General features: G+C 69.0%; 24 protein-coding genes. 21 read left to right on the top strand and 3 right to left on the bottom strand.

Going from position 1 to position 17,557, the window contains the following annotated elements:
* Positions 1-201 precede the first annotated feature (201 nt).
* From F4561_RS13245 to F4561_RS13230, 4 genes are all read left to right on the top strand, one after another.
* Positions 202-2,112 (top strand): PhoX family protein, encoded by a 1,911-nt coding sequence (locus F4561_RS13245; protein ID WP_184578818.1) that lies wholly within the window; start codon positions 202-204, stop codon positions 2,110-2,112.
* A 346-nt stretch (positions 2,113-2,458) separates the two neighbouring features.
* Positions 2,459-3,475 (top strand): RNA-guided endonuclease InsQ/TnpB family protein, encoded by a 1,017-nt coding sequence (locus F4561_RS13240; protein WP_246437194.1) that lies wholly within the window; start codon positions 2,459-2,461, stop codon positions 3,473-3,475.
* A 74-nt stretch (positions 3,476-3,549) separates the two neighbouring features.
* Positions 3,550-3,753 (top strand): hypothetical protein, encoded by a 204-nt coding sequence (locus tag F4561_RS13235; RefSeq protein WP_184578815.1) that lies wholly within the window; start codon positions 3,550-3,552, stop codon positions 3,751-3,753.
* 105 nt (positions 3,754-3,858) lie between these two features.
* Positions 3,859-5,160 carry a dicarboxylate/amino acid:cation symporter gene (locus tag F4561_RS13230; protein ID WP_184578811.1) on the top strand — a complete coding sequence of 434 codons (1,302 nt, stop codon included), beginning with the start codon at positions 3,859-3,861 and terminating at the stop codon, positions 5,158-5,160.
* Between the two features lie 83 nt (positions 5,161-5,243).
* On the opposite strand, the gene F4561_RS32545 is transcribed toward F4561_RS13230, so the two are convergent.
* From F4561_RS32545 to F4561_RS13215, 3 genes are all read right to left on the bottom strand, one after another.
* Positions 5,244-6,251 (bottom strand): ketoacyl-ACP synthase III family protein, encoded by a 1,008-nt coding sequence (locus tag F4561_RS32545; protein ID WP_184578808.1) that lies wholly within the window; start codon positions 6,249-6,251, stop codon positions 5,244-5,246.
* A gap of 115 nt (positions 6,252-6,366) precedes the next feature.
* Positions 6,367-7,587 (bottom strand): beta-ketoacyl-[acyl-carrier-protein] synthase family protein, encoded by a 1,221-nt coding sequence (locus tag F4561_RS13220; RefSeq protein WP_184578806.1) that lies wholly within the window; start codon positions 7,585-7,587, stop codon positions 6,367-6,369.
* Positions 7,584-7,835 (bottom strand): acyl carrier protein, encoded by a 252-nt coding sequence (locus F4561_RS13215; protein WP_184578803.1) that lies wholly within the window; start codon positions 7,833-7,835, stop codon positions 7,584-7,586. The genes F4561_RS13220 and F4561_RS13215 overlap by 4 nt, the downstream gene beginning before the upstream one ends.
* 381 nt (positions 7,836-8,216) lie before the next feature.
* Between F4561_RS13215 and F4561_RS13210 the strand changes: the two genes are divergently transcribed.
* The 17 genes from F4561_RS13210 to F4561_RS13130 all read left to right on the top strand — a co-directional run bounded on the left by F4561_RS13210 (position 8,217) and on the right by F4561_RS13130 (position 17,535).
* Positions 8,217-8,435 carry a hypothetical protein gene (locus F4561_RS13210; RefSeq protein ID WP_184578800.1) on the top strand — a complete coding sequence of 73 codons (219 nt, stop codon included), beginning with the start codon at positions 8,217-8,219 and terminating at the stop codon, positions 8,433-8,435.
* Positions 8,432-8,656, top strand: coding sequence for a hypothetical protein (locus F4561_RS13205; RefSeq protein WP_184578797.1), 225 nt, complete (start codon positions 8,432-8,434; stop codon positions 8,654-8,656). The genes F4561_RS13210 and F4561_RS13205 overlap by 4 nt, the downstream gene beginning before the upstream one ends.
* A gap of 196 nt (positions 8,657-8,852) precedes the next feature.
* Positions 8,853-9,035: a hypothetical protein gene (locus tag F4561_RS13200; protein WP_184578794.1), complete on the top strand. Its 183-nt coding sequence runs from the start codon at positions 8,853-8,855 to the stop codon at positions 9,033-9,035.
* 238 nt (positions 9,036-9,273) lie between these two features.
* A complete protein-coding gene (locus F4561_RS13195) occupies positions 9,274-9,477 on the top strand; it encodes a hypothetical protein (protein ID WP_184578791.1) in 204 nt (67 codons plus the stop codon).
* Positions 9,478-9,482: 5 nt separating this feature from the next.
* Positions 9,483-9,920, top strand: a complete 438-nt coding sequence (locus tag F4561_RS13190) for a hypothetical protein (RefSeq protein WP_184578788.1) — start codon at positions 9,483-9,485, stop codon at positions 9,918-9,920.
* A gap of 24 nt (positions 9,921-9,944) precedes the next feature.
* A complete protein-coding gene (locus F4561_RS13185) occupies positions 9,945-11,891 on the top strand; it encodes an FtsK/SpoIIIE domain-containing protein (RefSeq protein WP_184578785.1) in 1,947 nt (648 codons plus the stop codon).
* Between the two features lie 292 nt (positions 11,892-12,183).
* Complete coding sequence (locus F4561_RS13180) at positions 12,184-13,452, top strand: hypothetical protein (protein ID WP_184578782.1); 1,269 nt, start codon at positions 12,184-12,186, stop codon at positions 13,450-13,452.
* 105 nt (positions 13,453-13,557) lie between these two features.
* The gene (locus tag F4561_RS13175) at positions 13,558-13,716 is read left to right on the top strand and encodes a hypothetical protein (RefSeq protein ID WP_312885233.1); all 159 of its coding nucleotides are present in this window, start codon (positions 13,558-13,560) and stop codon (positions 13,714-13,716) included.
* A 331-nt stretch (positions 13,717-14,047) separates the two neighbouring features.
* Entirely contained in the window at positions 14,048-14,791 is a 744-nt protein-coding gene (locus F4561_RS13170; RefSeq protein ID WP_184578776.1) for a metal-dependent hydrolase, read from the top strand.
* Between the two features lie 15 nt (positions 14,792-14,806).
* Positions 14,807-14,971 carry a hypothetical protein gene (locus tag F4561_RS13165; protein ID WP_184578773.1) on the top strand — a complete coding sequence of 55 codons (165 nt, stop codon included), beginning with the start codon at positions 14,807-14,809 and terminating at the stop codon, positions 14,969-14,971.
* Between the two features lie 12 nt (positions 14,972-14,983).
* The gene (locus F4561_RS13160; RefSeq protein ID WP_184578770.1) at positions 14,984-15,220 is read left to right on the top strand and encodes a hypothetical protein; all 237 of its coding nucleotides are present in this window, start codon (positions 14,984-14,986) and stop codon (positions 15,218-15,220) included.
* Between the two features lie 35 nt (positions 15,221-15,255).
* Complete coding sequence (locus F4561_RS13155; RefSeq protein WP_184578767.1) at positions 15,256-15,516, top strand: hypothetical protein; 261 nt, start codon at positions 15,256-15,258, stop codon at positions 15,514-15,516.
* Positions 15,513-16,121, top strand: a complete 609-nt coding sequence (locus F4561_RS13150) for a hypothetical protein (protein ID WP_184578764.1) — start codon at positions 15,513-15,515, stop codon at positions 16,119-16,121. The genes F4561_RS13155 and F4561_RS13150 overlap by 4 nt, the downstream gene beginning before the upstream one ends.
* Positions 16,118-16,525 carry a hypothetical protein gene (locus F4561_RS13145; protein ID WP_184578762.1) on the top strand — a complete coding sequence of 136 codons (408 nt, stop codon included), beginning with the start codon at positions 16,118-16,120 and terminating at the stop codon, positions 16,523-16,525. The genes F4561_RS13150 and F4561_RS13145 overlap by 4 nt, the downstream gene beginning before the upstream one ends.
* Positions 16,518-16,949, top strand: a complete 432-nt coding sequence (locus F4561_RS13140) for a DUF6221 family protein (RefSeq protein ID WP_184578759.1) — start codon at positions 16,518-16,520, stop codon at positions 16,947-16,949. Before F4561_RS13145 ends, F4561_RS13140 begins: the two co-directional genes overlap by 8 nt.
* Positions 16,946-17,263 carry a hypothetical protein gene (locus tag F4561_RS13135; protein WP_184578756.1) on the top strand — a complete coding sequence of 106 codons (318 nt, stop codon included), beginning with the start codon at positions 16,946-16,948 and terminating at the stop codon, positions 17,261-17,263. The genes F4561_RS13140 and F4561_RS13135 overlap by 4 nt, the downstream gene beginning before the upstream one ends.
* Complete coding sequence (locus F4561_RS13130) at positions 17,260-17,535, top strand: hypothetical protein (protein ID WP_184578752.1); 276 nt, start codon at positions 17,260-17,262, stop codon at positions 17,533-17,535. The genes F4561_RS13135 and F4561_RS13130 overlap by 4 nt, the downstream gene beginning before the upstream one ends.
* Positions 17,536-17,557 lie beyond the last annotated feature (22 nt).

The following is a 17,557-nucleotide window of genomic DNA, read 5'->3' as shown; positions in this document are numbered from 1 at the left end:
GAGCGTTTCACCCCGGAAATCGCGGTTAAGCGCTCTGACGTGCGCAGGTGGCCCCAGCGCTGACCGGGTGGGCAACGCGCCCGCGTTCGCGATGGCCTGGACCGGCCATGTCCAACTGCCGTAGCGTCCTGTCAGCCTCGCCCGAACGAGGCCCCCCGCACACCCGGTTCCGCCGGGCCTAGACGTGAACGAGGATGCGTAATGGGATTCGACCCAGACGACATTAGCTCCAATCACTCCGGAAATGTCCCCTTCGCGAAAGTTCTGGCGAACCGTTTCTCGCGCCGCGATGTGTTGCGCGGCGGCACGGTCGCCGCGACCGGGTTTCTGGTCACGGGCATGGCGAGTGGAACCGCGTGTGGCCAGACCACGCGGGAGAAGCCGAGCGCACTGCTTGGCTTCCAGGCGGTCCCCCCGAGCCAGGAGGACGGGGTCACCGTTGCCGAGGGCTACAGCGCCAGCGTGCTCCTCCCGTGGGGCCAGCCGCTGAGCTCCGACGGTCCGGACTGGGCCAAGGACGCGTCCAACACCGCTGAGGAGGCTGCCCAGCAGGTCGGCTCGCACCACGACGGGATGCACTTCTTCCCCCTGGGCAAGGGAAAGGGCAAGGACGCCAGCCGGCACGGCCTGCTGGTCCTCAACCACGAGTACGTCGACCAGACACTCCTCAACACCGACGGCGACGAGGAGATCACCCAGGAGAAGGTCGACAAGGCTCTGGCCTCGCACGGCGTGACCATCATCGAGGTCCGGCTGACCGACGGCGAGTGGCGGACCGTCGACTCCGAGCACAACCGCAAGGTCACCGCGACCACCCCGGTGGAGGTCTCCGGGCCGGTTCCGGCCGACCATCCCGCACTGCAGGCCGACGACCCACAGGTCCGCGGCACGATCAACAACTGCTCGCACGGCGTGACCCCCTGGAACACCTACCTCGCCTGCGAGGAGAACTTCAACTCCTACTTCGGCACCGCCGACGGGTCCTGGGAGCCCACACCGGAGCAGAACCGCTACGGCATCAACGCCGAAGGGTTCGGCTACCGGTGGCACGAGGCGGACCCGCGCTTCGACGTGGCGCGCAACCCCAAGGAGCTCAACCGGTTCGGCTGGGTGGTCGAGATCGACCCGTTCGACACCGACCACACGCCGGTGAAGCGCACCGCGTTGGGCCGGGTCAAGCACGAGGGCGCCATCATCACCGAAAGCCGCGCCCGCGTCGTGGTGTACACCGGCGACGACCAGGACGGCGACTACATCTACAAGTTCGTCGGGTCCCAGCCGTGGAAGTCGGTGCGGGCCAAGGGCGAGAGCCCGCTGGACGACGGCACGCTCTACGTCGCCCGGTTCGACGACGACGGCAGCGGCGAGTGGCTGCCGCTGGCGTTCGGCGAGGGGCCCCTCACCTCCGACAACGGATGGGAGGACCAGGCCGACGTCCTGCTGCGCACCCGCGAGGCCGCCGACGCGGTCGGGGCGACCCCCATGGACCGGCCCGAGTGGATCGCGGTCCAGCCCGGCACCCAGGACGTCTTCTGCAGCCTGACCAACGGTGAGGCGGGCGAAGGCGACGCCAACCCGCGCAACCCCAACTCCTACGGCCACATCATCAAGTGGCATGAGGAGAACGGGCACAACACCGCGACCACGTTCACCTGGGACATCTTCGTGCTCGCCGGCGATCCCGCCTACGACGACGCGGTGGACCTCGACGAGGACAGTATCTTCGGTTCCCCCGACGGCCTGTGGTTCGACCCCGACGGGCGGCTGTGGATCCAGACCGACGTCTCCAACTCGGTGCAGAACGACCCCGATGCGGGCTACGACAACATCGGCAACAACCAGATGCTGGCCGCCGACCCGGACACGGGCGAGATCCGGCGGTTCCTCACCGGGCCGAAGGGGGCCGAGATCACCGGTGTGGTCACCACCCCCGACCAGCGGACCATGTTCGTCAACGTGCAGCACCCCGGCGAGGAGACCGCCACCATCGGTGAGCCCACCCCCGAGGACCCGCGCGCGGTGAGCAACTGGCCCGACCACGACCCCGACGGCCGGCCCCGTTCGGCCACCATCGTCATCCGCAAGGACGACGGAGGGGTCATCGGCACCTGAGGCGCCGCACCTCCTCATCCCACCCGGGGACCCGGCCGCGCGCCGGGTCCCCCAATTTTGGCGAGTTTCGCGAAACCCACCACATTCACCCCGTTGCACTCGGTAATGTTCCCGCGTGCCCACACTGGAACATGAGCTTTGGATCAAGCTCTTCCGAAACCAACAGTCCCTGGCGGCCGTGCTGCTGGAGGAAGCTTTCGATGTCGAGATACCCCCTTACACCCGGGTGCGCGTCGGAGGGTGAGACGTGAAGCGGGAACGCGGCCACAAGGCACGCCTTTACCCCGACCCTGACCAGCTCTCGGCGCTGGAAGACCAGGGGCACGCCGCCCGCGCCATGTAGAACTTGCTGCACGACTGGTGGACCATGGCAAGCCAGAACCGGCGCGTGCAGATGAAGGACGCCGACGCCGCGATCCGGCGGGCACGTAAGGACATCGACTGGCTGTCCGAACTCCCGGCACAAGCGGCACAGGCCGTCCTGAAGACCTATGTCCGAGCGTGGCGCAACTGCTGGGAAGGACGCGCCAAGGCCCCCACGTTCAAGGCCCGGTTTCGCTCGCGGATGGCCATCGACGTACCCCAAGGTCGTGCCCTCGGCATCCGCAGGATCACCCGACGATGGGGCGTGGTGAAGGTCCCCAAGGTCGGCATGATTCGGTTCCGGTGGACCAAAGACCTTCCGGTCGGCAAGCACGCCGACGTCAAGAACAAGGTCACCGGTGCTCGCCTGGTCAAAGAAGCCAACGGGTGGCACGTGGTGTTCCGCGTGCGCACCGAGATCAAGGAACCGGCCCCCCACACCGGCCCCGGAGTCGGTATCGACCTGGGTGTGGCCAAACCGCTGGCCCTCTCCGACGGCAGTTTCCGGGAACACGGCCCCTGGCTGAGCTGGGCTGAGTCACAACGTCTGCGCCGATTGGAGAAGAAAGCAGCACGTCAGAAGCACGCTCGCAAGCGCGGTGCGAGAACATCGAACCGTCTCACGCGGACCTATGACCAGATCGCGGGCATGCGCGCGAGAGCCAAGCGCCGCGCCCTGGACTGGCAGCATAAGACCACCACCGGACTTGCCGAGACCTTCGGTGTGATCGGGATGGAAAACCTGGCCATCGCCACCATGGTCAGATCCGCTCGGGGAACCGTGGATGCCCCCGGAACAGGCGTCCGACAGAAAGCCGGATTGAATCGATCGATCAGCGGAGAAGCGTGGGGACGCACCGTCACCTTGTTGGAGTACAAGCTCGCTGAGCGGGGCGGACACCTGGTCAGGATTGCCGCCCCGGGCACCTCGAAGCGGTGTCATCGGTGCCGGACGACCAAGGCGGGTAGTGTGGAGCCCTCGGGGGTACCCGGGCTGTGAAGCGTCAACCACCAGCCATGGATAGTTCCGTTTGTTGGATTCTCCCGGCTTTAGCCGGGAGAGGATGTCAAAAGATGGCGATCGGGCTGGTCGCCGGTGTTGCCGTCGGCTTAGCCGAGGGTGAGGCGGCCTCGGTGCTCAAGATCCTGCGGGCGCGGGGGGTCCCGGTGCCCGAGGAGGCGCGCGAGCGCATCATGGGCTGCTCAGATCTTGAGCAGCTCGATACGTGGCTGAAGCGCGCCCTCACCGCCACCAGCACCGACGACCTGTTCTTCTAGCCAGCGTCCGGTGGTCGCGCCCCTGCGCGACCACCGAAGCGCGTTCGCGACGCGGGTATGGGTACAAGACTCTGTGTGTTTTCCCCGATCCGGTAAGGGACGACCATGTCCACACAGACTCCGGCCCCCTCGCTGTGGCGGCGCTACCTCGACTTCCCCCTGATCCACAAGATGGCGATCGGGCTGGCCGCCGGCGTCGCCGTGGGCTTGGCGGTGGGCGAGCCCATCACCGTCATCGCCCCGCTGGGCGAGGTGTTCCTGCGCCTGCTGCAGATGCTGGTGATGCCGCTGATCATCGTCACCCTCATCGCGGGCGTCTCCGCCATCACCCCGGCCCGCCTGGGCCGCATCGGGTTCAAGGTTTTCGTTTTCTACCTGGTGACCTCGGCGTTCGCCATCACGCTCGGGCTGCTGCTCGCGCTCGCCATCGCCCCGGGCACCGGGCTGAGCCCGCCCGGCGGCGCCGAGGAGGAGGGCGAGGAGCCCCCGCCGATCTCGGAGACCCTGCTCGGCATCGTCCCCGACAACCCGTTCGCGGCCATGGTGGAGGGCAATGTCCTGGCGGTGATGTTCGTGGCCATCGCTGCCGGCATCGCCCTGACCGTCATGCGGGGCAGCGACCAGGAGCGCGTGCGCGAGCTCGGCGAGTTCCTGCGCCGCGGTGTCGACGGCGCCGTCGAGCTGGTCTTCCTGGTGGTGCGCGGCGTGCTGCAGTACGCCCCCATCGGGGTGTTCGCGCTGATCGCCGTGGTTATGGGCGAGACCGGTATCGAGGCGATCGGGCCGCTGGCGCGGCTCACCGGGGTGATCTACGGCGCGATCGCGCTGCAGATCGCGGTCTACGTGCTGATCCTGCTGGCCTTCCGGGTGGGGGTCGGCAAGTTCTTCAGTGTGGCCAAGGACCCCATGGCGACGGCGTTCGTCACCCGCTCCAGCAGCGGCACCCTTCCGGTGTCCTCCCGCGCCGCCGAGCGGCTCGGTGTGCACGAGGGTGTCTACAGCTTCAGCCTGCCGTTCGGCGCGACCATCAACATGGACGGCACCGCCATCTATGTCGGCGCCGCCACCGTCTTCGTCGCCAACGTCTCGGGCACCGAGCTGACCCTCGCCGAGCTGGTGACCGTTGTCCTGGTGGGTGTGCTGGCCTCGATCGGAACCGCGGGTGTGCCGGGGGCCGGGCTGATCATGCTGACCATGACGGTCTCGCAGGCCGGGCTGTCGATGGCTCCGGTCGCCCTGGTCGCCGGGATCGACGCGATCCTGGACATGGCCCGCACGATGTGCAACGTCACCGGGGACCTGGTGGCGACCCGGGTGGTCGCCCGCACCGAACCCGGCATGCTCCGCGACCCCGATGCCCCCGACCAGGCGAGAGGCGAGGACACCGAGGCCGCCGCCACGTCGTAGCCGGCCGCGACGCGCGACAGCTCTGCCGCACGTGCCCGGCACGGCGGTCGCCCCGAGTGCCGTGTCCACGGCGCTCGGGGCGCTCAGCCGGCGCCGTTGGCCACCACCAGGCAGGTGGCGCTGCCGCCGAAGCCGAAGGACAGCAGAACGGTGTAGCCGCCGGGTTCCGGACCGGTGGGCCGCTCCAGCAGCCAGGCGAGGTTGGCCAGCATGTCACCGGCCCCGATGTGCCCGGTGTCCTGGCCGAGCAGGATGTGGCGCTGGTAGAGCGGGTCGGGCAGGGCGTCCGAAAGCGCTCTGGTGGCCAGCTCCGCCGACATCCGCGGGGTGAGCACGGCACGGATTCGCGGGTCGCCGGGGGTCAGCCCGGCGTCGTCCAGAGCCATGGTCAGCGAGCTGGACACGGTCTCACGCAGCGCCGTGGCCGACCGCGCGGCGGTCCGCCACTCCTCGCGCGAGAGCACGCGGCCGTGCCGCACCGGCTGCCACACTGTGCCTTCGCTGACCAGTCCGCCCCCGATGAGGGGGTCCCCGGTGGAGGCGATCGCGATGACGGGCAGCGGCCCGGGACCGCGCGTGAGCAGCGCCGCGGTGGCTCCGTCGCTCAGGATGGTGACCATGGAGTTGGCCCACCGGTCATAGGGCAGCGTGCTGAAGTTGTCCGCCGTGCTGACCAGGGCTTGCTCGATCCGCGGCTCCAGCAGCATCGTCGATGCCGCCGTGTACAGGGCGGTGGCGCCTCCGTTGGACATCTGGTGGAATCCCACGCTGTCGCAGCCGGTGATACCGATACTCCGCGCGATCTGGGGTGCGGGGGACCACAGGTGCTCGCCCTGTTCATAGGCCCAGGCGTAGTGGAACAGGGCGACGTCGTCCGGAGTGGCGTCGCCCATTTTGAGGGTGTCCTGTGCCGCGTGGACCGCCATTTCGTCGACACGCGTTGCCCCGGCGTAGGCGGCGACGGGTCCGGCAGCGTGGCGTGCGTGCCGCTCGCTGAGCACCCCGGCGGCCAGCGCCTGGTCGAGGTGGTAGCGGTCCGGGGGCAACCAGACCGAGGCCGCGGTGATGCTGAGGGCCGCGTCGACTCTCACGGGAGGGGTCCCTTCGCTCAAGATATGTGCTGGGGCGGGGCGCGGCCTGCGCCGTCTCGGGACTGGCACGCGCCGCGCCCCGCCTGGTTGGATCTTCAGTGCCCGCGGCGCCGGCTCAGGCGCTGTGCAGCAGCAGCGCCGCGTTCTGCCCCCCGAACCCGAAGGACGTGCTCAGCACGGTGCGCACCCTCGTCAGCAGGGGCGCCTTGACCACCACGTCCAGGTCGATCTCCGGGTCGATGCGGTCGAGGTTGGCGGTGGGCGGGACCTCCTGGTGCTCCAGTGTCAGCACCGCGGTCACGGCCTCCAGTGATCCGGCGGCCCCTTGGGCGTGGCCGATGATGCTCTTGAGAGCGGTCACCGGCGGCGTGCCGGGAAACGCATCGCGCAGGGTCCGGGCCTCGCTGCGGTCGCCCGTGGGGGTGGAGGTCGCGTGTGCGCTGATGTGGTCCACGTCGCCGGGGACCAGCCCGGCGTCCTCCAGGGCGGAGCGGATCGCCAGCTTGGCGCCGCGCCCTTGCGGGTCGGGGCTGGTGAAGTGGTGCGCGTCGGCGGAGGCCCCGTAGCCGGCCACCCGGGCGCGTACGCGGGCTCCGCGAGCGCGCGCGTGCTCGGCGCGTTCCAGCACCATGATCCCCGCGCCCTCGCCCAGGACGAAGCCGTTTCGTCGGGCGTCGAACGGCCGCGCGGCCTCCTCCGGTTCGACGTCGCGGGCCAGGGCGTCCATCCGCCAGAAGGTGGCGGAGTAGATCGGGCTGCGCAGCGAGTCGCTGCCACCGGTGACCACCACATCGCAGGTGCCGGACCGGACGAGGTCGCGTGCCACGCCGATCGAGGTCGTCCCGGAGGCGCAGGCGGTGCCGGTGGTGAAGTTCGGTCCCCGGAACCCCTGGTCGATGGCGATCTCCCCGGCGGCCATGTTGGGGATGCTGCGCGGCAGGAACAGCGGAGACATGGCGCGGTACCGGCCGTCTGCCAGGTGGGCGAAGTCGCGGCCGTGGTGCTGCGGGCTGCTGGCGCCCACCCCCAGGACCACCCCGACCCGGTCGGAGTCGGCGGTTCGGGGGGTGAGTCCGGCGTCGGCCACGGCCTCTCGGGCGGCCACCAGCGCCAGGTGCGAGAACCGGTCCAGCCGCCAACTGGTCCTGCGTCCCAGCAGCGCGTCGGCGTCGAATCCCGGCACCGCGCACGAGAAGTCCACCGGCAGACCAGCCAGCTCCGCGTCATAGCCGGCGACGGAGACGCCGGAGCGCAGGGTGTCCCAGTTGTCCGGGATCCCGATTCCCGCCGGGCTGACCATTCCGAGCCCGGTGACCACGACTTCGGGCGCGCTCACTGCGGGCCCTGTGCGCCTTCGGCGGCCGTGTGCCGCATGGTCTGGGCGGCCTGCTCCAGCGTCGTCTGCGGGTCGAGCTCCTCGGGCAGGAAGAATCCCAGGTCCTCCTGCAGGCTCAGGCCCAGCTCGACCATGGCGAAAGAGTCCAGCTCCAGTTCCTCGAACGTCACGGTGGGCCCGAGGTCGTCGGCGCTGAGCCCAAGGTAGTTCGTCAACCGGTCGATGAGCAGGTCGTACGCCTCACTCAATGCAATCCCTCCCCGCGATTCATACAGTGCGTGACCACAATGCCACGCAACGAGTTGACCGCGCAGGCGTTCGCGGCAGGTAGCGCCGGGATCCCGTCCTGCGGCGCTGACCCGCCTTCCGGTTGACCTTAAGTCAACTTAAGGTTCTAGGCTCCTGGTTGTCGCTGGCCGGAGTTACTCTTCCGCGGATGGCCGGCCAGCGTCGCTGGCGATGCCAAGACCCCGACGAGCGATCTCACAGGCCGGTGGTGCGGGATGGACATGCAAGTGACCGCGTGGACGTTCATGCCATAGGCATCTATGTGAAAACAACGCCCCCGGGCGGTGCCGCAAACACCAACCGGGGACTTGGCCCGTCACCTGCATCACCAGGGAGGACCCGTGCTCACCGTATACGTGTCTGCGCTTGCGGACACCATCCCCGTCGAGGCCGTTACTGGCTCGATATCGCCCCTTGAGTGGGCGTGGCTCGCCGTTTTCGGCGCCGCCCCCATCCTCCTCGCGGTGCTGGCGTGGCTGGTGTCCAGCCGCGGCCCCGTGGAGATGACCGCCCGCCAGCAGGGTGAGGCCGAGCAGGCCCGGACGGGCGGTGCCCGGTGAGCGCCACCTACCACTGGGTCATCTCCTACATCGAAGCCGGCTACGGCCGCTCGGGTGACCTCGAAGGCATCGTCGATGTCCAGCCGAGGATGACTCGCCAGCAGGTTTACCTGGCGCTCCGCGATGAGGTGGCGGAGCGGCATTTCAGCGGCGACCAGGGCGCGTTCTTCGTGACCGGGTTCTCCCTCGGCCCCAACGACTTGGGGGTGCCTGGTGAGTGAGACCTCTACCGCGTCCCGGTCGTGTGAGTGCGGGTGGTCGATCTCGATCTCCGGCCCCAACGCCGACGCCGAGGCCGCCCGCGCCCTGGCCACCCACACCTGCCGCTGACCCCCTGTGGTGCCTGTGCCTGCCCGCCGTCCTCGGGCAGGCGCGGGGACCAGCCGGAAGCGCCGGCGGCCAACGAAGGAGGCACCCATGGGGTTCTACAGCCAACGCAAACAGGAGATGCGAGACGCGGCCGAGGAAGCCACCCGCACCGGCGACACCAGCCGGGCGCGGCAGCTCATGAAGCACACCCTGTCCGAGTCCGAGGGCGACGACGTGATCGAGCAGATGAAGAGCGTCGTCAACGAGACCAAGAAGGAAGAGCGCTCATGAGCTATCTCCTGCAGGCTCTTTTGACGTGCCTCCCCTGCTCGACATGCAAGGGAAATGGGCGAGTCAGCGACGGAAGCGTTTGCTCTGTTTGTAAGGGCAATGGCGGGGTGAGCTGCAAATACCCGGGCTGCGGATGGAAGCGCTAACCCCCTGCGGTGCCTACGCCCGCCCCTCCCGTCCTGAGGGGCGGGTCAGGGACCGCAGGACGCGGATCCACCCCCAACCACAGGAGGAAAAGATGGGCCTGTTTAGCAGCAAGAGCACGAACAACGTCGTCTTCCACGGCCACGCCGGCGGCCACGACACCACCAAATACATCGGCGACCCCAACGCCGAGGCCGAGTTTCTGTGCCAGTGCGGGGCGGCGTTCGCCGCATCAGGGCGCTCGGCCAGCGACAAGGCCGAGACCGCGTTCAACAACCATGTGCGAAACGCGAAGTAGTTCTGATGTACCTCGCGCTCGCCATCGCCGCGTTCGTGCTCGCCGCGTGGTCCGACGGGAAAATCAAGGGCGGCCACTGGTGGTGGATTCCGCTGGGCGTGGGCGTCATGGGCTCCATGCTGCTGTACGCCTCTTCGGCGTCGCAGACCATGCAGGGCTGGATGGACGTCCCCATTTCCTGGGTGGCGCAGATCTTCGCTGGGGTGCTGGGTGAGTCCCTGCCGCACCAGATCATCTACGGCATCATCGCGACCGGTCTGCTGCTGATCACCATTGCTGACCTGGCCAAAGACCACAGCTATAACCGTCAGGCCCGCACCGCGCTGGTGGTGGCCCCCATCGCGGCGCACGGCGCCGGCGGGTGGGTCGGCGACATCATCGCCACGGTGCACGGCTCCGGGGCGGACATCGTCGTGAGTCTCGTCGACGGAATGTTCGGCTGAGGCCCCCGGAAGGAGAACAGAGTCATGGCACAACCCGAACGGCACCTACATCCTGTCCCCGACACCGAGGCAGGGGCCGCCCCGCTCGTCCCTGCCCGCCAGCACATCCACACCCCCGCCGGGCGGTCATGGTTCGCCGAACAAGGGCAGATCCTCGGTGCGCTGCTGCGGTCCGGAGTGGGACGGCACGCCCACCTGGCCGGGGAATGGATTGCCGATCCCGCCGTGGAAACCCAGGCGCGCCTGGGGGCGGAGTCACGCCGGGTGCGCCTGCAGGTGCGGGCCGAGTCCCGGATTACCAAGGCCCGCACTGATGCCCAGAAAGCCGATGCCACCAACGCGTTGGCGCGCGCCCAGCAGGTGGGGGTGAACGAGCTGGAGATCAGCGTGCGCACCGCTGTCACGCGGGCCTGTCGGGCGCTGGTGTGCGCCTCGGTTCCTGTGGGGGTTACGGCGGGCCCGGTGTATCTCACTGTGACTCAGGGCGAGTGGGTGACGCTGTTGGCGTGGCCGGGGGTGGCCGGGTATCTGCTGGTGCAGGAGTGGGCGGCCAAGAAGAACGGCGCGAGTGCGGTGCGTGCGACCGAGGCGCCCTCTTCCCGCGGTGAGGTGTCTGGCCGGCCCGTCGCCGCTGGGGTCTCCGGTTCACCTGTCCCGGCCGGGGTTCCGGGTGAGGACGCGCCGCCCACGCGGGAGATTGTGGGGGCCACCCCGGTGGAGAACCGCATCCTGGAACGCCTCACCGAGTGGGACGCGCTGGCCCGTAAGCGGGGCCTGGCCGGGGTGCGCCTCGGTGAGGTCACGTTGGACGAGTCGGGGATCTGCGTGGTGCTGGACACCCACAACACGCTCACCCCCGCCGCACTGACGAAGAAGACCGACACCGTGCGTGCCGTGCTCGGTGTGCCCACCGCCACCCGGATCGAGATCACCCACGGCGACATTGGCGATCAGGCCATGGTGCGCATCCGCACCCGCGAGAAGGAGCTGGACACCACCTGGCGCCCCGGCTGTGAGGGCATCGGCGCGGATTCCGACACCGGTGAGGTAGTCGAGCTGCCGAAGGGCCGCAAGCTCATCGCCGGCACCTCCGGATCGGGTAAGTCCGTGCTGCTGCGGGTGGTCATGGCTGACGCGTTGTGCGCAGACGAGCCCACCACCGTGGTCTACATCGACGGCAAGGGCGAAGAGTCCGCCCTGTGGGATGGCAAGGCCCGGGTTGCGGTGGAGCCGGAGGAGATCCTGCAGGTCGTGCGTGAGCTGGTGGCCGAGTCCCAAGAGCGGCGTGATGCGATGCGCGCCGAAAAGGCCGCGACCTGGGCCCCCACCAAGGAAAGGCCGCGCATCGTGGTCGTGGTCGATGAGGGGGCCGAAGTGATCGCGGTGGATCATCCCGATGATCTGCCGATCCTGGCAGGGCTGCGGTCCCTGGCCCGCACCGGGAGGTCCCGGTGCATCGATCTCGTGTGGTGCACCCAGAAACCCACGCTGGGCGATGGGATCGACCGTCAGATCAACGGGGTGATGGAGATCCGGGCGGTGCTGCGCACCGCGGGGGACACCGAAACCCGGCAGGTCCTCGGCACCCGGTGGCCCAACCACACCTGGACGGGAACCGGGTTGTGCGTGGTGAAGGGCACCGGGCGTGAGGAGGACCAGTCGCCGGTGCGGGTGTGGGACCTCTCTGATGATGCGCAGGTGCAGAGCCTGCCGGATCGGGACCCGTGGCACTACCGGGGCCCCGGTTCCCCCGCTGCGGGGGAGAGCGCGCTTGAGGTGGCGCGCCGGTTGTGCGGCGCCGAGCGGGGGGTGCACACCGCGGCCTTGGAGGCGGAGTTGGGCACGGACACGTTGGGCGTGCACACCGCGATGGCCGCCTTCGGGATTTACCCGGACAAGACGTCGTTCTGGGCGGAGGGGACCAAAGCGCGGGGGTATCGCCGGGAGGCCCTGCTTGGTGACGAGCAGTGAACGGCCTGGTGTTCCACAGGGTGTTCCGTGGCCGTTCCATAGGGGTGGCGGTGTTCCGTGGGGTGTTCCGTGGTTCACCTGCGAAAACTCCGGGTTGGAACGCGTGGAACGCGTCTGTGGAACACCAGGCCGCACACCCCATCATCGCAGGTCAGAACGTTGCCTCTGCTCCCTCAGTGGGGCGGCGTTCCGCCCGCCGCATCCAACCACACGCAGTGATGAATGACGGCCCGCCCCGAGGCGCCAACCACAGGCGGGCCGCTCCCCTTGAACACGCGAGGAGACCCCCATCATGACGCACGACGAAGAACCCGTTGCCCACCCTGCGGCCGTCACCGACTTGGCAGCGGACCTGGCCGAACGCCGCGCGCTGGATGACACCCGGCGGCGCCACCGCCGCAAACGTCGCTGGTCGCGGGCACTGCACCGTATCGACCTGGCCGACCTGCGCGAACAGGTGGCCACAGCCGCACACGAGCGCCGTGAGCGCCGCGAGTCCACCCATGGAGATAGCGCCCTGGCACGGCTGTACCGGCAGGCGTCGTTGGCTGGGGAGCGCGCCCGTATCAGCAGCCAGATCAAGCAGTCCGGGGAGGTGCGGGCCCTACGGGTGCAGCGTGTGCGGGTGGTGTCCCTGGCCGTGCTCGTCCCCGTGCTGGTGGCGTTCGCCGCCTGGTCGACGGCCGGGGTGCACCACGGGTTCATGACGCTACTCGACATCACCGCTGGCACTGCCATGTGGGTGACCGGGTGGGGTGTGGAACCGGCCCTGGTCACGATCGTGGCCGGCATCATCATCGTCCGGGCGGTACTGCGGTCCTCCGGTGGGGATCTGGGGTGGCGGGCAACGGTGGCCGAGTGGGTGGCGCTGTCCACCAGTATCGCGCTGAACATGGCGGGGCACTGGCCCGACGCCCTCTCGTTGGCCACCGTCGCGGCGTTGGTGGCGCACTCCATCGGCCCGCTTGGTGCGGCGGGCACGGCGTGGCTCATCGGGATCGTGGACGACGCTGTCTCACAGGCCAAGCCGTGGGACGGTGCGCGGCGTCTCGATGAGATGGAACTGGGACAGCGGGGTGTCTCAGTGTCTCGGCCAGCATCTGGGACGGGTGCCGTCCCGCTGCAGGCGTCTCATGGGACGGCGCCTGAGCTTCCCGGTCCTGTCTCACCGGGACTGTCTCACCCTGGCGGGCCTGGGCGTCTCACGTCTCACCCGGCAGCGTCTCAGGGTGAGACGTCCCGTGGGACGGTGCCTGTCTCACCCACCCCTGAGACGGTTCGTGAGACGCCTGAGACGGCGGCACCGCGTCCCACCGCGGCGAGTGAGACGCCTGGGACGGCGTCCCATGAGACGCGAGACGACGGCGGTGAGACGACGGAGGTCGTCATTCCCGACTTCGTCCCAGAGGAGTGGGACGACCGTAAGCGTCTGGTGATCGCTACCTATGAGGCGGCGCGGGAGAACGGCGAGCCGCACTCGGGTGGGGTGATCTCGGCCCGCACGGGGGTGCCGAAGTCGACGACGTGCCGCTACATCAAGGACTACCTGGCCGGAGAGTGACCGGCCCGGCATTCCCCGTGCCGGGTCAAATGCTGAGATAATGGAGGTCCTCTCCCATGTCCCCTCACGAGGCCCCCTATGCCCGACCGCGACGATGTGTCTCTCGTGCTGGCTCTGCTGTATGCGGGGCCGGGCAGTGCGGTGTGCCGTCGTCCGGACGGCGGGCTCGAAGTGGTGCCGGAGTACCGGGCGACCGCGCCGGTGCTCACCCAGGACGAGTTGTTGGAGGAGGGCGTGGAGGCGCTGCTCGACCTCGTGGCGTGAGGTCGTTGCGACCTCCTTCTGGGAGGGCGCAAAGGGCTGGGCGTGTGTCATGCACGCCCAGCTCGGGTGGCCTGGACGGGCCTGTGTCTTACAGGTCCGTCGCTGGTTATAGGGCTGGACGGCCGTTATGGCCGTGCAGGTCCGGCTTGGGTGACTTGGCTCCGCTTCCCGGGCTCGGGAAAAAGCCTGGCCATAGGGTCGGGCGTGTAAAACACACGTCCATCTCTGGTGGCCCGAACCTGCAAGGAATCCTTACAGGTTGGCGGTGGTCGCTCGGGGAGATTTTCGGTGATCACCGAAATGCTCTGGTCACTGCCGGGCGGTGGTCCCGATGATGGGGTCGACCCACTCTGCTACGGGCTCCCTCGCTGGCGTGGTGGTGGCCGGTCTGCTCGGTGACGCGGGGATCGTGGAGCTGGCGACCGGGGCCGCTGTGGGCGCGGGCGCGGCGCTGCTGCCCGACCTCGACCACCCGGTTTCGACGGCGACGCGTTCGCAGGGGCCGGCGTCCCGGACGGCGTGCTCCGGGTTGCGTGCCCTGTCTGGTGCCGTGTTCCAGGCGACCCGCACCCGCTACGACGACGGGTGTGAAGACGACGGCGGGCAGCACCGGCATCTGACCCACACCCTGCCCGCGTGCGCCGCGGTGGGGACTGGCGTGTGGGCGGCGGCGTCGCATTGGGTGGGCGCGGCCGTGGCCCTGTGGCTGCTCGTCTCGCTGGGCCTGCGCGGGTTGGGCCAGTGCCTCACCGGCAAGGACCGGCGGGAGCTGTCGCAGTGGACCACCGTGAGCGTGGGCGCTGGCCTGGCGGCGACCGTGGTGATGGTGGCCGCCCCGCCGGCCCCTGTGGTGCTCGGCATGGTGGTGGGCGTGGGCATGGTGGTGCACATCCTGGGTGACTGGTTGACGCCGCAGGGGGTGTCGCTCGCCTGGCCGCTGGTGCATCGGGGCAAGAGGTGGTGGATGTTCCGCAGCCCGGTCGCGTTCAAAGCGGGCGACTGCTGGCAGGAAACCGCCGTGCGGTGGGTGTGCTGGTCCGGCACACCACTAACCGCCGCATGGGCCATCATGTGAGGAGAGGTGAGAGACATGAAGGCGCACGAACTCGCGAAGAAACTCCTTAGCGGGCCCGACCACGAGGTCGTGGTGGCGGCCGCCGAGCACAAGGAGGTCGACTTTGTCGCGACCTATCCGGGCTCGGTGGCGCTGCTGACCGAGGACGATGAGGTTGTCGACATCCCGATGGGCTTCTGAGAGGTGAGGCACGTGAAGCTACTCAGAACCATCCGGGCGCTGTTCCGCCGCCGCCCGGTCGGGGGCGACATTCTGCTCTGGCACGCGCCGGAGCCCATCGATCCTACGCTGTCCTCGCCGCCGCGCGGCCCGATCCGCATGTCGCCGGGCTACTTCGATATGAGCCCGGCCGCCCGCAAGGCGATCGGCGAGGACGCGATTGCCGAGATGAACAAGATGAGCCGACAGCAGCGGCGGAGGATGTGGTGATCGGCATGCCAGACAGCAGGCGACAGCCGACCGTGATGACGGCGCAAGAGATGGACGACATCGAGGCGTTCATCAACGCGCGCATCAGAGAGGAGCCAGAGACGCGCGAGGTTGCGCTGTCCTCGCTCCATCGGGAGACGATCCGCCCGTTCCTCCACGGCGACGAGATCGTGCACCGGAACGCCCGTGTCGCGCTGCGGATTCTGGCGTGGCAGTGGCGGACGCACCCGGATTACGACGAGAGCTGGAGTCCTGGCCCCGTCCAGTTCTCGCCGGACGGGAGGGCGGAGCAATGAGGCTCCTCAGAACCATCCGGGCGCTGTTCCGCGCCCGGCGCGCGGCTGGGGGCGAGGTGTGGCCCATCGACCACGGCGACGACATCCCGGCCCGCCTGTCGCCCGGAGCCCCCGTGGATGACATCGACCCCGCCGACACCGTGCACGTCATCACCCTCGGCGGCGGCCGCAAGGTTGCGTTCGAGCAGCGCGACCACGCCGAACAGGCTGCCGCACGGTGGAACGAGACCCACCCCGACGACGAATGGTGGACAGCCACCGGCCCCAAGGAGGGTGGCCGCCGCTACCACGGAGAAGTGTGGGGCCGGGTGCCCGACCGGCAGTACGTGCACCACCGCATGACCGCGTTCACCGAGGACGACGAAGAGGCCACGGTCGATCCGCTTCTGCGGGCCGGTTCCCGGTGGACGTTCGAGTTCGAGGTCGACGCATACACCCGGCAGCCGTCGGTCGGCCGCGTGGAGAAACGCCCGCCTCGCCACTGCGTCTACGTGGAGGCGGAGGCTTACGGAGTGGACGCGGACGCTGTGGAGCGGGAGTTCGAGCGGGTGCGCGCGGAGGCTCAGGCCACGGCGCGTCGGATGTCGACGGAGGAGGCCCGGTGAGCGGGGATGTGGTGGCCGCGATCGACGCCGCCCTCGTCGACAACACCGTCAGCCCGGACGCCATGCGGCACGCGCCCGACGTTCCCGAGCCGAAGCCGCTGGAGTTCGAACGGTTCTCCCGTGAACTGACCTCCGTCATCGTCCACTTCGAGCGGCTGACCGCGCAGGTGGACACGACCGCGCTCAACCAGGCATGCAACAACTTCGCGGAAGCGTTCCGCCGCGCGGGCGAGCAGATGCAGGCCGGAGGCGGGCTCTTCAAGGGCTTCGTCCCGCCACAGTTGGCGATCTTCGATGAGGCCACGGCGCCGAAGCCGCTGGTGACCTATGAGCCTGACGGCGAGTCGTTCTTTGTGCCGTACCGGGCGGGGTCCGCGATCACGATGGAGGCGCCCGGTGAGTGACGTAGAGGCGATGGTCGCGTGGCTCCGCTCGGTGCTGGACGCCGACGAACAAGCCGCGCGGGAGGCCATGTCCCGATCGGCCGGTGAATGGCGATTCGCGCCTGATGAGCTCGGCATCTGGCCGGACTATGTCTCGGCCGTGGACGACTCCACGGAGTACCCGCTGGTTACTGGTGCTCAGTCGTATGTCGGCGACATGATCAACGAGGGCATCGGCGCCCACATCGCCCGCCATGATCCGGCCGACACCCTCGCCCGCATCGAAGGGGAACGCGCCATCCTCGACCAGTACGAGCAGGCCGTCGACCTGTACGAGGGTGACCGTGAGGCGCCCGACGGGGTGGCCGCGCTGGAGATCGCCGTGCGCGCGTTGGCGTTCGGGTACCGGCACCGGGACGGCTGGCAGGAAGGATGGGCGCCGTGAAGTGCAGGAACCCGTCGCCGCTGAAGCGGGGCCACCTCGTCCGATTCCACGAAGGGCCGCTCGCCGACGAGGTGTACGAGGCGGACGCGCTGCCTGAGTACGTGTACTACCGCGAGCCGGAGGACCCCGACGAGGACGTGGTGGGCTTCGGATCAGACCTGCCGCGGCGAGTCTTTCCCCGTCCGATTCACCGCTACGACCGGCTCCCGGACGCACCGGGGTCTCCGACGGCGTACCTGTGGGTGGGCCGGCAGGACCAGGTGGAGGTGTCGGCACCGTTCGACGAGGTGCTGCACCTGCCGGAGGCGCCGTGAGCTGCCGTCTGCATGGTCCCAGGTGCCGTACCCCGTGGGGCTACGACCCTGCCCACACCGACAGCGCCCGCCCCTACACCGACGCGGAGCTGGCCGCCCGCGCCGAAGCCCCGCACCGTTACGCCTATGGCCCTATCGAGGACTACTACTTCGGGTTCTACTTGTGGCGGGCGTTCCGCCGCGACGACCGACCCACGTGGGACGAGATGCAGGCGAAGCTTGAGGTCATGGCGGATGCGTTGGGGGTGCCGAGCGAAGTGATCAACGCGTAGCCCTACCCGAGAGGCCCGACAC

The sequence above is a fragment of the Lipingzhangella halophila genome (genome assembly GCF_014203805.1).
GTDB classification, from domain to species: domain Bacteria; phylum Actinomycetota; class Actinomycetes; order Streptosporangiales; family Streptosporangiaceae; genus Lipingzhangella; species Lipingzhangella halophila.
This window is presented reverse-complemented; position numbering and strand designations above follow the sequence as displayed.

What these genes read in the sequence shown, in the direction of transcription:
- F4561_RS13245 (WP_184578818.1), top strand. Translation starts at nt 202, where the DNA reads ATGGGATTCGACCCAGACGACATTAGCTCCAATCACTCCGGAAATGTC.
- F4561_RS13235 (WP_184578815.1), top strand. Translation starts at nt 3,550, where the DNA reads ATGGCGATCGGGCTGGTCGCCGGTGTTGCCGTCGGCTTAGCCGAGGGT.
- F4561_RS13230 (WP_184578811.1), top strand. Translation starts at nt 3,859, where the DNA reads ATGTCCACACAGACTCCGGCCCCCTCGCTGTGGCGGCGCTACCTCGAC.
- F4561_RS13200 (WP_184578794.1), top strand. Translation starts at nt 8,853, where the DNA reads ATGGGGTTCTACAGCCAACGCAAACAGGAGATGCGAGACGCGGCCGAG.
- F4561_RS13195 (WP_184578791.1), top strand. Translation starts at nt 9,274, where the DNA reads ATGGGCCTGTTTAGCAGCAAGAGCACGAACAACGTCGTCTTCCACGGC.
- F4561_RS13190 (WP_184578788.1), top strand. Translation starts at nt 9,483, where the DNA reads ATGTACCTCGCGCTCGCCATCGCCGCGTTCGTGCTCGCCGCGTGGTCC.
- F4561_RS13185 (WP_184578785.1), top strand. Translation starts at nt 9,945, where the DNA reads ATGGCACAACCCGAACGGCACCTACATCCTGTCCCCGACACCGAGGCA.
- F4561_RS13180 (WP_184578782.1), top strand. Translation starts at nt 12,184, where the DNA reads ATGACGCACGACGAAGAACCCGTTGCCCACCCTGCGGCCGTCACCGAC.
- F4561_RS13170 (WP_184578776.1), top strand. Translation starts at nt 14,048, where the DNA reads ATGATGGGGTCGACCCACTCTGCTACGGGCTCCCTCGCTGGCGTGGTG.
- F4561_RS13165 (WP_184578773.1), top strand. Translation starts at nt 14,807, where the DNA reads ATGAAGGCGCACGAACTCGCGAAGAAACTCCTTAGCGGGCCCGACCAC.
- F4561_RS13155 (WP_184578767.1), top strand. Translation starts at nt 15,256, where the DNA reads ATGACGGCGCAAGAGATGGACGACATCGAGGCGTTCATCAACGCGCGC.
- F4561_RS13150 (WP_184578764.1), top strand. Translation starts at nt 15,513, where the DNA reads ATGAGGCTCCTCAGAACCATCCGGGCGCTGTTCCGCGCCCGGCGCGCG.